Raw genomic sequence first — 13,133 nt, 5'->3', positions numbered from 1 at the left:
GCGCGAAGTGGCGCGCTATATAGGGTTTGCCCACCAAATCGCAATCATTTCGAGCACGTATCATCATCGCGGACCGCATCTATCTCGACCATGCTGCCACCACGCCGCTGCGCCACGAAGCATGGGCGGCGATGGAGCAGGGCTTCCATCACTGGGCCAATCCTTCCAGCCCGCACGCCGCCGGCCGCAAGGCGCGCAGCCTGCTCGAAGATGCGCGCGACCGGGTGAAGGCGGCGCTCGGCTGGCAGGGCGAGGTGATTTTCACTTCCGGAGCAAGCGAGGCGGCAGCGCTGGCTTTGCACCATGCGCAGGCTGGCGCCCGGCTGGTGAGCACGGTGGAGCACGATTGCATCCTGCAGGCAGCCCCCGCCGCCGAACGCCTGCCCGTGCTGGGCGATGGCGCGCTCGATCACGACAATCTGGCCGAGGCGGTGCAACGCGAACGGCCGCTGGTGGCGGTTCAGCAGGTCAATTCGGAAACCGGCAATCGACAGGATATCGCGGCGATCGCGCGGCTCGTGCAGGCGGAGGACGGGCTGCTGCTGGTCGATTGCGCGCAGGGTGCGGGGCGGTTCGATGTGCCCGACTGCGAGATAGCGATCGTCTCGGCGCACAAGTTCGGCGGGCCGATCGGCGTCGGCGCGCTGCTGGTGAAGGACTACGCCATGCTCGCCCCCATTGGAGGGCAGGAGCGCGGCTACCGGCGCGGAACCGAGAACATGCCCGGCGTGCTCAGCATGGCGGCGGCGCTCGAGGCTTGCGGCGAAACCTATCTCGATCCGCGGGTCTTCGAACCGCTCGATACTCTGGCCGGGGAATGCCGCAGGATCGGCGGCACCTGGCTGGCGGATCGCCTGTCCGACCCGACACCCTATATCCGCGCCATCGCCATGCCGAACATGAGCGCCACCGCGCAGGTCATGCGTTTCGACATGGCGGGGATTGCCGTCTCGCAGGGCAGCGCCTGTTCGAGCGGCACGATGAAGACCAGCCGCGTGCTGGAGGCCATGCAGGTCGAACCCGAGATCGCCGCCAACACGATCCGCGTGTCGCTCGGCTGGAACACGACCCGCGCCGAGGTCGAGCGCTTCTGCGAGGTCTGGCTTGAGTTGGCGAAGGCATGACACTCCCCGACTCCAATATTCTCGTCGCCCCGGCGACCGAGCAGGGGTCAGGTTTCCTATTGCCTGCGCAAGCGAAGAAAAGCCCGATCCCCGATCAAGTCCGGGATGACGGCGTGGGGGTGCCGACATGATCTATCTCGACTACCAGGCCACGACCCCGCTCGCGCCCGAGGCGCGCGATGCCATGCTGCGCTGGCTCGACGGGCCGGGCGGCACCGGCTTCGGTAACCCGCACAGCCCGCACCGCATGGGCCGGCAGGCCAAGGCCGCCATCGAGATGGCGCGCGAACAGGTCGCCGCGCTGTTCCCGGCAGGCGGGAAAGTGATTTTCACCTCTGGCGCGACCGAGGCAATCAACCTCGCGATCCGTGGGTCGGGTCAGGACGGATCGGTCTCGGTCTCGGCGATCGAACATGCCGCCGTGCTCGACACGGCGCGCGCTGCCGGATCCTGCCACGTGCTCAACGTCGCGCAGGACGGGCAATGCAACACGCGGCAGGACCTGCCCGCCGATACGCGGCTGGTCTGCCTGATGCAGGTGAACAACGAGATCGGCACGATCCAGCCGACGGTGGAATGGCATCGCAAGGCGAAGCAGCACAACGCGCTGTATTTCTGCGACGCAGTGCAGGCCTACGGCCGGATCGAGGTGACCGGCGCGGACATGATCGCGATTTCGGCGCACAAGTTCCACGGGCCCAAGGGCGTCGGCGCATTATGGGTGCGCGATGGCGTCGGCCTAGAGGAGGTCCAGACCGGCGGCGGGCAGGAATTCGGCCTCCGCTCGGGCACCCTCAGCCCCGCCCTGATCGCCGGGATGGGCGCGGCGGCGGCCGAAGCGAAGGACCGGATGGAGCAGGACCGCGAGCATATCGAAATGCTGTGGGACATGGCCCGCGGCCTGTTCGCCGACTGGACGCTCAATGGCAGCGAGGAGGCGCGCTGGCACGGCAATCTCAACATTCGCCGCAAGGGGCTCGACGTGAACCGCCTGATGAGCGACGTGCGCGACGTGATGTTCTCGGCCGGGTCGGCCTGCGCCAGCGGTTCGGGGCGCACCAGCCATGTGCTCGAGGCGATCGGCTGTTCGAAAGCACAGGCGAAGGCGTCGATCCGGCTGGGCTTCGGGCGCTATACCACGCAGGAAGAGATCGAGCAGGCGGCGGCCCGGATCAATATGGCGGCGAAGGAGCAGGGATTGTGAAGGTCGAATTCGTCACGTCAGGCGGCGAAAGGGTCTCGGCCAATGCCGAGCCGGGCGACAATCTGTTGCGCGTGGCGCAGGCGGCGGGGTTGCCGCTCGAAGGCACGTGCGAGGGGCAGATGGCCTGTTCCACCTGCCATGTCATCGTCGCGGAGGATTGGTTCGACCGCTTGGAGGAGGCCAGCGAAGAGGAAGAGGACATGCTCGATCTCGCCGCCGGCGTCGCGCGCACCAGCCGCCTGTCCTGTCAGATCGATCTCACGCCCGAACTCGACGGCCTCGAAATCCGCATTCCGGCCGAGAGCCATGACATGCGGCGGTTCTAGCCACGCAAAAGCCCCACCGCATCGCTGCGGCGGGGCCCTCGCTGTGAACATAATGTGCCGGTTCAGGCGGCTTCGAGTTGGTCCTGCTCGACCGTTTCGCCGAGCATCTCGATCAATGCCTTGCTGAAGGCCGGAATGTCGCCGGGGTTGCGACTGGTGATGATCTTGCCGTCCTGCGCGACTTCCTGGTCAACCACAGTCGCGCCGGCGTTCTTGAGATCGGTCCGGATCGAGGGCCAGCTGGTCACGGTCTTGCCCTTGACCACATCGGCTTCCGCGAGCAGCCACGGCGCATGGCAGATGGCGGCGATCGGCTTGTTGGCCATGGCGAATTCGCGCACGATGGCCACCGCGCGCTCGTTCATCCGCAGGATGTCGGGGTTGATCTGGCCACCGGGCAGCAGCAGCGCGTCATAGCCGTCGCAATTTTCGATCGCGTCGACAGTCTTGTCGACGGCGACGCTTTCGCCCCAGTTCTTTTCGTCCCAGCCGCGGATCGAACCTTCCTCGAGGCTGACGACGACGGTTTCGATACCCGCCTTCTCCAGATTGGCCTTGGGCTTCATCAGTTCGGACTGTTCGAAGCCATCGGTGGCGAGGATCATTACGCGCTTGGTCATGGGAAACTCCTTGATTTTGTATTGCCCATGGAACGCGCGGAGAGATGGCGCTGTTCCGCCGCGCTCTATGAGGCGACGCTGAGGCGCGATGGGTCGCACGCCGGGGAACGGGTGGGTAACTTTAATCCGGATCGGACCTTGTTGCGCTGGACCGGGGACGCGCAAGACGATCAGCAAGGGGCAGGCAGCGGGAGGATCGGATGATACTCGGCGAGAAAGAAATCAGAGACGGCAGGGGCAATCGCTACACGCTCCGGCTGGACGTCGACGTGCACAGTGCGATCCTCAACGACGGGAAGGTCGAAACCAGCGTCGTCGCAATCCGTCATGTCGATGGTGGCGAGGATATCGAACTAACCGCGCTGGTACGGCTCGAATCCTTCGAGCGTCGGCTGGCGATTATTCTGCCCGAACAGGCGCTGATCTATCTCGATCTGGAATCCTTCGAAGGATTGCCTGCGCGCGAGGATTCAGAAGTGGGGCCGCATGACGACATCGAGCAGGGTGATGCGATCGACCAGGCCGCGCGCGACCTGCTCGACGCGGCGGGGCTGGACCAGGCGATCGAAACGGCGATCCAGTCGCTGCCGGTCCCCGAACCCGCTTTCGGTTGCGTGATCAAGGCGGGCATCAGCACCACCGTCGGCCAGATGATCCGCTGCCAAAACCGGCACCGGATGATCGAACAGCGCCGCAGCCGCGCCTGGGAGATCGTCAAGTGCCTCGGGATCAACGCGCCGGGTATGACGATCAAGGCCGCGCTGCGCACGCTCGGCTGCTGGCTGACCTTCGGTTACCTCTGACCAGCATCGCCGGGGGCTTAGCGGCAGCGGCTTGGCAGTGAGGCGCCGGGCGGCCAAAAAACCTGCCTATATGTGGCGAATGCCATCTCGTCGCGATGCGCGGGGGTTGCTAGTCCTCGACCATGTCCGCCGACGAAATCACCGATTCCGACCCCTTCGACGCGATCGTCGATGCGCCCTTCGACAGCGCGCTGTCCGAGCGATACCTCGTCTATGCGCTCTCCACCATCACCGCACGGTCGCTGCCCGACCTGCGCGACGGGCTGAAGCCGGTCCATCGCCGCTTGCTGTGGACCATGCGCCAGCTCAAGCTCGACCCCTCCAGCGGATTCAAGAAATCGGCACGCGTGGTGGGCGAGGTGATCGGCAAGTACCACCCGCATGGCGACACTGCGGCCTATGATGCGATGGTCCGGCTCGCGCAGGATTTTGCGCTGCGCTACCCGCTGGTCGAAGGGCAGGGGAACTTCGGCAATATCGACGGCGATAACGCCGCCGCCTATCGCTATACCGAGGCGCGGCTGACGAAGACCGCAATGCGCCTGATGGAAGGCCTCGACGCAGGCACGGTCGATTTCATCCCGACCTACAACAATGAGGAAGAAGAGCCGGAGATCATGCCCGGCCTGTTCCCCAACCTGCTCGCCAATGGCGCCAGCGGGATCGCTGTGGGCATGGCGACCAATATACCGAGCCACAATGTCGCCGAGATCGTCGATGCGACGCTCGAGGTGATCGACAATCCGCATGTCGAACACGCGCGGCTGATGGAACTGTTCAAGGGGCCCGATTTCGCCACCGGTGGGATTGTCGCCGAAAGCGCCGATGCGGTTGCACAGGCCTATGAGACAGGGCGCGGCAGCTTCCGCGTGCGCGGGCGCTTCCATGCCGCCGAAGCCGAGAAGGCGGAAGATCGCGAAGCGGGCATCGAACGTCTTGGTGGCGGCCAATGGCAGCTGGTCATCAGCGAGATTCCCTACCAGGTCGCCAAGGGCAAGCTAATCGAGCAGATCGCCGCTGCGATCGCGGACAAGAAGCTGCCCATACTCGAGGACGTGCGCGACGAGAGCGACGCGCAGATCCGCATCGTGCTGGTCCCGCGCAGCCGCAATGTCGACCCGGAACTGCTCAAGGAAAGCCTCTACAAGCTGACCGATCTCGAGACCCGTTTCGGGCTCAACCTCAACGTGCTCGACGCCAATCGCACGCCGATGGTGATGGGGCTGAAGGAGCTGCTCAACAACTGGGTCGCCAGCCAGATCGACATCCTCCAGCGCCGCAGCCGGCACCGGCTGGAACAGATCGCGCGGCGGCTGGAACTGGTTGAAGGGTACATCACCGCCTTCCTCAACCTCGACCGCGTGATCGAGATCATCCGCTACGAGGACGATCCGAAGGCGGTCATGATGGAAGAGTTCAGCCTCACCGACCGCCAGGCCGAGGCGATCCTCAACATGCGGCTGCGCAGCTTGCGCAAGCTGGAAGAAATGCAACTGCGCGGCGAGAAGGACGACCTGCTCAAGGAGCAGGAGGAGCTGGAGAAGCTGCTTGGCAGCCCGGCGCGGCAGCGCACGCGGCTGAAGCGCGATCTCAGTGCGCTGCGCAAGGAATACGGGCCCGAGACCGAACTCGGCCGTCGGCGGACCACGATCGCGGAAGCCGCACCCGCGGTGGAATTCAGCATGGATGCGATGATCGAGAAGGAACCGGTCACCATCATCCTGTCGCAGAAGGGCTGGGTGCGGGGGGCCAAGGGGCACCTGCCGCTGGACCAGGAGTTCAAGTACAAGGAAGGCGATGCGCCCGCCTATGTGCTGCATGCGCAGACCACCGACAAACTGCTGCTGGCGACCGACAAGGGACGGTTCTTCACACTGGGCGCGGACAAGCTGCCCGGCGCGCGCGGCTTCGGCGAGCCGGTGCGCAACACGCTTGACATCGATGCCACTGCGCAGATCGTCGCGGTGATCGTCCACAAGCCCGGCCAGCGCCTGCTGCTCGCGGCCGATACGGGCAAGGGTTTCGGTGCGACGACCGACGACTTGCTCGCCGAGACGCGCAAGGGACGCCAGGTGGTCAATCTCAAGGGCGATGCCAAACTGGTCGTCGCGCATGCGATCGAGGACGGCCACGATCATGTCGCGGTGGTGGGCGACAATCGGAAGCTGGTGGTGTTCAACCTGGAGGAATTGCCGCAGCTCGCGCGCGGGCAGGGCGTAACCCTGCAACGCTATCGCGATGGTGGCCTGTCCGACGCGACCACTTTCACGCTGGCCGACGGGCTCAGCTGGACCATGGGCGGCAAGGAAGGGCGCACGCGGACCGAAGGCGAAATGTGGCAGTGGAAGGTCGCGCGTGGCGGGGCCGGGCGCATGCCGCCGCAGGGTTTCCCGCGCGACAACAAGTTCGGCTGAAATCTACGGAACAGCCGCTGGCTGGCGATGGAAGCCGCCAGCCCGCGCAAGAGAGACTTTCCAACGAAAAGGACCGGAGGCGATCGCTCGCCTCCGGCCCTTATTTCGATAGCCCGAAAGCTGCGCGCTTATTCGCCGGTGGTGTCGGCGGCCGGGGCCGCAGAGGCCATTGCAGCGTCGATCTGCGCATTGGTCATCAGCGCCATCAGGCTGCCATCGGGCGCAGCGGCGAAGTGTTCACGCAGCAGCGTGATCTTCTTGGTTTCATCACCGCCACGGGCGATGATGACGTTGTCGCCTTCGATTTCCAGCACGGTGCCGAGCGGGGCGTTCTTGGCGGTCACGGCTTCGGCGCCGACAACCAGCGCGGCATCGCGCTTGGCCATCGCCTGCTGCTGCGCGGCCTGAAGCATGCCGACGATCTGCGCCTTGGTGGCGTTCAGCGTCGCGCCCTGTTCGCCCGTGCCGAAGGCGGCTGCGGGAACGGGAGCCTTCATGCCGTCGACCACGAGGATCGCGGTTTCGCCGTCGATGCTTTCGACAGTACCGATTTCGGCACCGTCATTGCCGTAGACGGTGGCACCGGCAGTGACTGCGGCGGCTTCCTGCGCGGTGGCAACTGTCGGAGCGACCGCGGCGGTGGTGGTGAGGGCGGCAGCGGCAAGGGCCAGCTTCGCGATTTTCATTCTGCAACTCCAAGACTTGTTATGTGAAACACGCGGCTTTCCCACACGCGAAACGCGCGATTAAGCCGATCAAACTGGAAAGAGCGGGCGAGAAAAATGTCCTGCGCCACCCGTAAGTCCCCAAGGGAGAACGGGTACTCTATTTCACGGATTGCTTTTTTGTGCAACCGCGTGGACCTTATGCTGCATTGCAGCTTAATTCAGCCTGAAGCCCGCGTTCGGCGCGGTTCAGCCGTCGTGCAGGCTCTCGTCGAGCATTTCCACGACGCGTGCGCGGGAAGGAAAGTGTTCGTCGATCCAGCGACGCTCGATGGCCTGTAGCAGACGCGCCACTTCGGGACCCCTGGCAACCCCGCGCGCGACGATTTCGCCGCCCTTGAGCGGAAAGACCGGGACCTCCCAGCCCTTCAAGGGCGACGTATCGGCCCCGGCCAGGAGCAGGCGATCGAGCGCGCATTCGATCCCGACGCTATAGGCGAGTCCGCGAGGATGCCCGGCGTCTTCGGTATCGCGGCGTGCGACGCAGGTCAGCCGGTCGCGCTGCGCGCGCGACAGCCGCAGCCGCGCGGCGACGGCTTCAGCCACCGGTACGATCGGCGGAAGCAAGGCGGCCATTCGGCGCATCGCATCGGGGGCCAATGCCGCATCGCGCTCGGTCTCGACGAGCCGGGCAAGCTCATGCACTTCGCGCGCGCCGCTTTCGGGCAGGATTTCCTGCAGCACGCCGAGTTCGCGCATGCGATGCACGGTGGGCGCCGGATCGGGGAGCGTGAGCAGGTTTTGCAGTTCAGCGCCTACGCGTTCGCGGCTCAGCCCCTTCAACGTCGGGGCCAGCGCCTGGCAGGCCGCACTCGCTTGGGCATCCCACTCGTCGCCGAACCGCGTGGCGAAGCGGAAATACCGCAAAATGCGCAGATGGTCTTCACGGATACGGGTCGCCGCATCGCCGATGAAGCGCACGCGGCGTGCGGCGAGATCGTCGAGGCCGCCGAAATAATCGTCCACCGCCAGCGTCAGCGGATGCGCATAAAGCGCGTTGATGGTGAAATCCCGCCGCGCCGCATCGTCGCGCCATTCCTGGCTGAAGGCGATCGTGGCGTGGCGCCCGTCGGTCTCGACATCGCGCCGCAGCGTGGTGATCTCGACATTGCCGTCGTCGAACACGGCTGTCACCGTGCCATGGTCGATCCCCGTGGGGATCGTGCGAATGCCTGCCGCCTTGCACCGGTCGATCACGGTCGCGGGCGAGTGGCGGGTCGCCGCATCGATATCGTTCGACGCGAGCCCGAGCAGCGTATCGCGCACGCAACCGCCCACCCAGCGGATGTCGTCGGGACCGAGCGCATCGACCAGCCGGGCGAGATTGTCGCGGGCTGTCCAGTCGGTTGCGGGAAGGGTCGTGGTCATCGTTCGGCTTCGTTTCGATTGCGGCAGGGCACCGCCGGGGTTCGCTTCGCCGGTTAGGTGAAGCCGCAGGACACGACAAGCGCGCTCAGTCGAACCAGGCGATCCGTCGCGACAGGTTCCAGCAGATTGCGGCGGTGACGCCCCAGATGCGGTAGCCACCGTGATCCAGTTCCAGATATTCGCGTTCGGCGCCTTTCCAGAACACCGAATTGCGCTGCCAGCTTGCAGCATCCATAAGTTTGTCGAGCGGGCATTCGAACCAGCTTTCGACTTCGCGCGGGTCGGGGCGGATGGGCAAGTCATGCGGAATGGTGGCGAGCACCGGGGTGATGTCGAAGCCGGTGCCGGTCTGGTAGCGATCAGTGGTGCCGATCAGCCGGACCTGTTCGGGCGCGATCGCCAGTTCCTCCCACGCTTCGCGCAGCGCGGCCTCGACTGCGTTCTCGCCCTCGTCCAGCTTGCCGCCCGGGAAGGCGACCTGCCCGGGGTGATCGCGCATGGTGCGCGGCCGCTGGGTCAGCAACACCGTGGGATCGGGGCGTTCGGTAACCGCGATCAGCACCGCTGCGTCGGCCGTCCGGTCGAGATCGGCGAAGCGGCTGTCGCTCATCAATTCGCCGACGTCGCGCGCATGGCCCTGCTCGAACAGTTGGGTCAGCCGGTCGAAGACCGCGCTCATGCAGGCAGCAGCGAGAAGCTTTCGCCGCCGCTGGTCACGGTCCAGTCGTCCCCGCGCTCGAGTGCGATGCGCGCGAGCTGTTCGTAGGTCGAACGGTTGAGCCGCGCCTCGCAGCCGCGCCGGACATGCAGGTAGATCGCCGGACTGTCGTGATCACCCGCCGCGCGGATCGGGTGGTCGGGGCCCGCCACCACCAGCTCGTCGGTGTTCAGGCGAAAGGCGAGGTCACCTTCCGTCTCGGTTACATCGGTGGCGATGAAGCAGGCGTCCTCGACCTCGATCGACAGCTTCTGATAGGGCACGACCAGCCAGTAGCTGCCATCGGCCTCGCGATTGAGCAGGCCCGCGAAGGCGCGGACCATCGCGGGACGCGTGATCTGCGAGCCTTCGTGATACCAGTTGCCGTCGGCGGCGATCCGCATGTGGCTGTCATCGACATTGTCAGGCGACCATTGCTCGACCGGGGGCAGCTTGCGCTCGGCCACGGCCTCGGCGATCTGCGCGAGCGACATTCCGGCGAGTTCGGGGGGCGGAGTGTAAGGCACGGTGCGAGCGATGGCAGAACACTCATGCTCACTCAATAGCCTGCCTGTAGAGACGACTGGGAGGATTTAGACCTGAGTTCCCATCCACGGCCCCAGCATGCCTTCGCCGGGCAGGATCGCCGGATTGCCGCTACGTGCGAGCAGGCGGTGTCTTTCGAACGGGCCGGGGCAGTGCCAGCCCTGCGTGTGATCGGCGAGGAAGCCCCAGCGATCGTAATAGTCGGGATCGCCGATCATCACCTGCGGCAGCGGCGCCGCGCCGTCATCGAATCCGGCATCGATCGCGCCCAGGCTGGCGGCCATCAGCGCCTTGCCGAAGCCTTCGCCCTGCCGACCGGGCATGACCGCGACCGGACCGACCATGATCATCGGATGCGCGCGCCCCTTCGGATCGGTCAGCGCGACGGGCCAGAGCTGGATCGTGCCGACGAGGTAATCCTCGTCGTCGAGCGCAGCGAAACTCAGCGCTTCGAGCCAGTCCATTCCCTCGCGGATGCGATAGGCCGTGCGGGCGTGCCGTCCGTCGCCGAAAGCGGCATCGAGCAGCTCTTCGACCAGCGCCGGGTCGATCGCGGAAAGGGGGACGATGGTCGCCATGGGGCGCGCCGATTAGGCGCGTGCAGCCCCCAAGTCGATATAATTCGCCTTAGCCGGGGCGAAGTTCGAGCAGTCGCCCGCCTTCGCCATCCTCGAGCACCCACAGCGCACCATCGGGCCCTTCGACGATCTCGCGGATCCTTGCGCCCATGTCGTAGCGGGCTGTTTCGGTGGCGCTTTCGCCGTCGATCGCCACGCGCACGATTGCCTGGCTCTTGAGCCCTGCGATCAGCAGGTTGCCCGCGAGACCATCGAACAGATCGCCCGTGTAGAAGGTCATGCTGCCCGGTGCGATCACCGGGGTCCAGCCGATCGCTGCCTTGGCGAAACCGTCGTCCGCGCTGTGATCGGTGATCGCGCCACCATCGTAATGTTCGCCGTTCGAGCGCAGCGGCCAGCCGTAATTGGCACCCTTCTGCACGAGGTTGAGCTCGTCGCCACCCGCCGGACCGTGCTCGACTTCCCACAGGCGGCCCTGCGCGTCGAAATCCATGCCGAGGATGTTGCGGTGTCCCATCGACCAGATATCGGGCAGCGCACCGTCGATAGCGCCGTCACCCGCGGGCGTACCGTCGAGTTCGAGCCGGACGATCTTGCCGAGATGACTTTGCTCGTCCTGCGAGGGCTCCATCTTCTGGCGTTCGCCGCTGGCGAGCAAAATGTGCTCGCCATCGGGGCTGAAGGCGATGCGATGCGAATAGTGCCCGCGGCCGGTGACCTTGGGCGCCTGCCGCCAGATGATTTCGAGGCCCTCGATCTGGCAGGCGGTGGCCTGCGCGCAGACCAGTTGCCCGCGGCCCAGCGCCGCGCCGCGCGTATCGCCGTCGCCCGCTTCGGCCCAGGTGAGGTAGATCGTCCGCGTGCCCACGGAATTATCGCTTTCCGAAGGCAGGAAAGCGACATCGCCGAGCCCGCCCTGGCCGCCGTAATCGACCGCGGGAAGTCCGGTGACGTCCAACTGGCGGTCGTTCGCGGTGTTGACGATCTTTGCCGACCCGGCCTTTTCAGTCACGAACAACATCTGCGTGCCGGGGATGAAGGCCGCGGCCCAGGGTTCGGCAAAGTTGCCGTGTTCGGTGATGGCGAATTCGCCGTCCCAGTCGCCCGCCTGCGCGGCGCCCGGCGTCTGCGCGCTATCCCCCGAACCGGTCGCGCCGCAACTTGCGACGAGCAGCAGCGGCGATAGTGTGGCGGCGAGGATCGAGGTCTGTTTCATGTTCAGTGCAACTCCGCATAAGGGTCTGGGTACCGCACCGCTGGTGGTGGGCGTCGACGAGGCCGGGCGTGGCCCGCTGGCGGGGCCTGTTGTCGCAGCAGCGGTGGTGCTGTGCAAGCCGTGTCCGGGCGGTCTCGACGATTCGAAGAAACTCTCGGCCAAGCGCCGCGCGGCGCTGGAACCGCAGATCCGCGAACGCTGCGCCTGGGGGCTGGCGGTGATCGAGCCTGCGGAGATCGACCGGCTCAACATCTTCCACGCGACCATGCGCGCGATGACGCTGGCGGTAGCGCGGCTGGTCGAAACTCTCGGATGCGAACCCGAGACGGTGCTGATCGATGGCAATATGACCCCGCATGGGCGCCAGTCCGATTGGCGCTGGGCCGATGCGCGCGCGATCGTGGGCGGCGACGGCAAGGAGCGGTGTATCGGTGCGGCGAGTATTCTCGCCAAGGAATATCGCGACCGCCTGATGCGCGAAGCGGCGAAGCGGTATCCTGGCTACGGCTGGGATCGCAACGCAGGCTATGGCACGGCAGAACATCTCGAGGCGTTGCGCACGCGCGGGCCCACGCCGCTGCATCGCCGCAGCTTCGCGCCGGTGGCGCAAGCCGATCTGTTTGCGGAAAGCGCGGCCTAGCCGGCTTCGGAAGCGTTCTCGACCGCCTTGGTCGCGGCGATCTTGCGGCGCTGTTCGGCCACAGCACGGGCCTGGTCGGCAAGCGCCTGCCAGGTCGCCTCGGCGCGCAGCGCGCGATCGCGCACATTGTCGAGCGTGGCCGCCTGGGCATCGGCTGCGGCCTCGGCCGCGCGCGCGGAATAGAATTCGTAGGTCTGGCCGGCCATGCAGCGTCTCCGGGTTCGGAAAAGGGGGGGAAGAAGATGGTCCGCGCGGCGCCGCCCCGTCATGGAAGCGGGCGCCGCGCGATCCGGGGCGCCGGTTAGTCGGCGGCCGACAGGTTGACCGCGCTGGCCTTGCCGTTGCGGCCGGTCTCGATTTCGTAGTTGAGACGCTGTTCCTTATCGAGCGAGTGCATGCCGGCGGCCTGCACGGCGCTGATGTGGACGAAGCTGTCGTCCGAACCGTCGTCGGGCTGGATGAAGCCATAGCCCTTGTCGGTGTTGAAGAACTTTACGGTTCCGGTCTTGCTCATGGTGGTTCCTTTCAAGAACGCGAGAAATTGCCGCGCCGCGACATGCGGAACGGTCGTGCGTCAAATCGTCCGATGAAAGGAAGTCGTCGTCTGGTTTGCGCCGGGGCCACTGAAGGCAAGCGGCGGTCGTCAAAAGCCGAAGTCCGTCGCAAATTTCGACGTCAGCGAACCCGCCCTAGCAGCTTTCGCCCGGTTTCCCTAACGGTTAAATCCGTGCAGCAATTGAGTCCTGCGCGCCACACCGCACCATCTTGAGTCCGCGGATTCGCAGGGGACTCAATATGTTGTGCCGGACACCTTCTGTTCTCTCCAGCATCTGCGCCGGGGTGAGTGGGCACCCCGATTTTCCCGCTTGACC

The 13,133-nt window shown here is 65.7% G+C and carries 16 protein-coding genes; 7 read left to right on the top strand and 9 right to left on the bottom strand.

Annotated features, from left to right (window positions below; translation table 11 throughout):
* Positions 1–26: 26 nt before the first annotated feature.
* From FHS69_RS05610 to FHS69_RS05600, 4 genes are read left to right on the top strand one after another with little or no spacing between them, the layout of a single operon-like run.
* Entirely contained in the window at positions 27–1,124 is a 1,098-nt protein-coding gene (locus FHS69_RS05610) for a cysteine desulfurase family protein (RefSeq protein ID WP_208380091.1), read from the top strand.
* Positions 1,121–1,255 (top strand): hypothetical protein, encoded by a 135-nt coding sequence (locus FHS69_RS13900; protein WP_279588304.1) that lies wholly within the window; start codon positions 1,121–1,123, stop codon positions 1,253–1,255. The genes FHS69_RS05610 and FHS69_RS13900 overlap by 4 nt, the downstream gene beginning before the upstream one ends.
* Entirely contained in the window at positions 1,252–2,328 is a 1,077-nt protein-coding gene (locus tag FHS69_RS05605; protein WP_067469224.1) for a cysteine desulfurase family protein, read from the top strand. The genes FHS69_RS13900 and FHS69_RS05605 overlap by 4 nt, the downstream gene beginning before the upstream one ends.
* Complete coding sequence (locus FHS69_RS05600; protein WP_067469227.1) at positions 2,325–2,654, top strand: 2Fe-2S iron-sulfur cluster-binding protein; 330 nt, start codon at positions 2,325–2,327, stop codon at positions 2,652–2,654. The genes FHS69_RS05605 and FHS69_RS05600 overlap by 4 nt, the downstream gene beginning before the upstream one ends.
* 62 nt (positions 2,655–2,716) lie before the next feature.
* On the opposite strand, the gene FHS69_RS05595 is transcribed toward FHS69_RS05600, so the two are convergent.
* Positions 2,717–3,274, bottom strand: coding sequence for a type 1 glutamine amidotransferase domain-containing protein (locus FHS69_RS05595; protein ID WP_166776845.1), 558 nt, complete (start codon positions 3,272–3,274; stop codon positions 2,717–2,719).
* 200 nt (positions 3,275–3,474) lie between these two features.
* Here FHS69_RS05595 and FHS69_RS05590 point away from each other — a divergent pair, with 200 nt between their 5' ends.
* Positions 3,475–4,077 (top strand): hypothetical protein, encoded by a 603-nt coding sequence (locus FHS69_RS05590; protein ID WP_166776844.1) that lies wholly within the window; start codon positions 3,475–3,477, stop codon positions 4,075–4,077.
* Positions 4,078–4,199: 122 nt separating this feature from the next.
* Complete coding sequence (gene parC, locus FHS69_RS05585) at positions 4,200–6,491, top strand: DNA topoisomerase IV subunit A (RefSeq protein WP_166776843.1); 2,292 nt, start codon at positions 4,200–4,202, stop codon at positions 6,489–6,491.
* 128 nt (positions 6,492–6,619) lie between these two features.
* Here parC and FHS69_RS05580 read toward each other — a convergent pair whose 3' ends face one another.
* From FHS69_RS05580 to FHS69_RS05555, 6 genes are all read right to left on the bottom strand, one after another.
* On the bottom strand, positions 6,620–7,177 hold the full coding sequence (locus tag FHS69_RS05580) for a hypothetical protein (protein ID WP_067469239.1): 558 nt from the start codon (positions 7,175–7,177) through the stop codon (positions 6,620–6,622).
* Between the two features lie 228 nt (positions 7,178–7,405).
* Positions 7,406–8,584 (bottom strand): CCA tRNA nucleotidyltransferase, encoded by a 1,179-nt coding sequence (locus tag FHS69_RS05575; RefSeq protein WP_166776842.1) that lies wholly within the window; start codon positions 8,582–8,584, stop codon positions 7,406–7,408.
* A gap of 85 nt (positions 8,585–8,669) precedes the next feature.
* Positions 8,670–9,263: a CoA pyrophosphatase gene (locus FHS69_RS05570; protein WP_166776841.1), complete on the bottom strand. Its 594-nt coding sequence runs from the start codon at positions 9,261–9,263 to the stop codon at positions 8,670–8,672.
* On the bottom strand, positions 9,260–9,808 hold the full coding sequence (locus FHS69_RS05565) for a DUF1285 domain-containing protein (RefSeq protein ID WP_166776840.1): 549 nt from the start codon (positions 9,806–9,808) through the stop codon (positions 9,260–9,262). Before FHS69_RS05565 ends, FHS69_RS05570 begins: the two co-directional genes overlap by 4 nt.
* Positions 9,809–9,874: 66 nt before the next feature.
* Positions 9,875–10,405 (bottom strand): GNAT family N-acetyltransferase, encoded by a 531-nt coding sequence (locus tag FHS69_RS05560; protein WP_166776839.1) that lies wholly within the window; start codon positions 10,403–10,405, stop codon positions 9,875–9,877.
* A 49-nt stretch (positions 10,406–10,454) separates the two neighbouring features.
* Positions 10,455–11,621 carry a PQQ-dependent sugar dehydrogenase gene (locus FHS69_RS05555; RefSeq protein WP_166776838.1) on the bottom strand — a complete coding sequence of 389 codons (1,167 nt, stop codon included), beginning with the start codon at positions 11,619–11,621 and terminating at the stop codon, positions 10,455–10,457.
* Between FHS69_RS05555 and FHS69_RS05550 the strand changes: the two genes are divergently transcribed.
* On the top strand, positions 11,620–12,261 hold the full coding sequence (locus FHS69_RS05550; RefSeq protein ID WP_166776837.1) for a ribonuclease HII: 642 nt from the start codon (positions 11,620–11,622) through the stop codon (positions 12,259–12,261). The genes FHS69_RS05555 and FHS69_RS05550 overlap by 2 nt on opposite strands.
* Here the strand turns inward: FHS69_RS05550 and FHS69_RS05545 are convergent.
* Both FHS69_RS05545 and FHS69_RS05540 read right to left on the bottom strand, forming a co-directional pair.
* On the bottom strand, positions 12,258–12,467 hold the full coding sequence (locus FHS69_RS05545) for a hypothetical protein (RefSeq protein ID WP_067501859.1): 210 nt from the start codon (positions 12,465–12,467) through the stop codon (positions 12,258–12,260). The genes FHS69_RS05550 and FHS69_RS05545 overlap by 4 nt on opposite strands.
* Before the next feature lie 95 nt (positions 12,468–12,562).
* The gene (locus tag FHS69_RS05540; RefSeq protein WP_166776836.1) at positions 12,563–12,775 is read right to left on the bottom strand and encodes a cold-shock protein; all 213 of its coding nucleotides are present in this window, start codon (positions 12,773–12,775) and stop codon (positions 12,563–12,565) included.
* Positions 12,776–13,133 lie beyond the last annotated feature (358 nt).

This window comes from Qipengyuania flava, from assembly GCF_011762005.1.
In the GTDB taxonomy this organism is placed as follows: Bacteria; Pseudomonadota; Alphaproteobacteria; order Sphingomonadales; family Sphingomonadaceae; genus Qipengyuania; species Qipengyuania flava.
The sequence above is the reverse complement of the archived record's forward strand: the minus strand, read 5'-3'. Positions and strand labels throughout refer to the sequence as shown.

What these genes read in the sequence shown, in the direction of transcription:
- FHS69_RS13900 (WP_279588304.1), top strand. Translation starts at nt 1,121, where the DNA reads ATGACACTCCCCGACTCCAATATTCTCGTCGCCCCGGCGACCGAGCAG.
- FHS69_RS05605 (WP_067469224.1), top strand. Translation starts at nt 1,252, where the DNA reads ATGATCTATCTCGACTACCAGGCCACGACCCCGCTCGCGCCCGAGGCG.
- FHS69_RS05595 (WP_166776845.1), bottom strand. Translation starts at nt 3,274, where the DNA reads ATGACCAAGCGCGTAATGATCCTCGCCACCGATGGCTTCGAACAGTCC.
- FHS69_RS05590 (WP_166776844.1), top strand. Translation starts at nt 3,475, where the DNA reads ATGATACTCGGCGAGAAAGAAATCAGAGACGGCAGGGGCAATCGCTAC.
- parC (WP_166776843.1), top strand. Translation starts at nt 4,200, where the DNA reads ATGTCCGCCGACGAAATCACCGATTCCGACCCCTTCGACGCGATCGTC.
- FHS69_RS05580 (WP_067469239.1), bottom strand. Translation starts at nt 7,177, where the DNA reads ATGAAAATCGCGAAGCTGGCCCTTGCCGCTGCCGCCCTCACCACCACC.
- FHS69_RS05575 (WP_166776842.1), bottom strand. Translation starts at nt 8,584, where the DNA reads ATGACCACGACCCTTCCCGCAACCGACTGGACAGCCCGCGACAATCTC.
- FHS69_RS05570 (WP_166776841.1), bottom strand. Translation starts at nt 9,263, where the DNA reads ATGAGCGCGGTCTTCGACCGGCTGACCCAACTGTTCGAGCAGGGCCAT.
- FHS69_RS05560 (WP_166776839.1), bottom strand. Translation starts at nt 10,405, where the DNA reads ATGGCGACCATCGTCCCCCTTTCCGCGATCGACCCGGCGCTGGTCGAA.
- FHS69_RS05550 (WP_166776837.1), top strand. Translation starts at nt 11,620, where the DNA reads ATGTTCAGTGCAACTCCGCATAAGGGTCTGGGTACCGCACCGCTGGTG.
- FHS69_RS05555 (WP_166776838.1), bottom strand. Translation starts at nt 11,621, where the DNA reads ATGAAACAGACCTCGATCCTCGCCGCCACACTATCGCCGCTGCTGCTC.
- FHS69_RS05545 (WP_067501859.1), bottom strand. Translation starts at nt 12,467, where the DNA reads ATGGCCGGCCAGACCTACGAATTCTATTCCGCGCGCGCGGCCGAGGCC.
- FHS69_RS05540 (WP_166776836.1), bottom strand. Translation starts at nt 12,775, where the DNA reads ATGAGCAAGACCGGAACCGTAAAGTTCTTCAACACCGACAAGGGCTAT.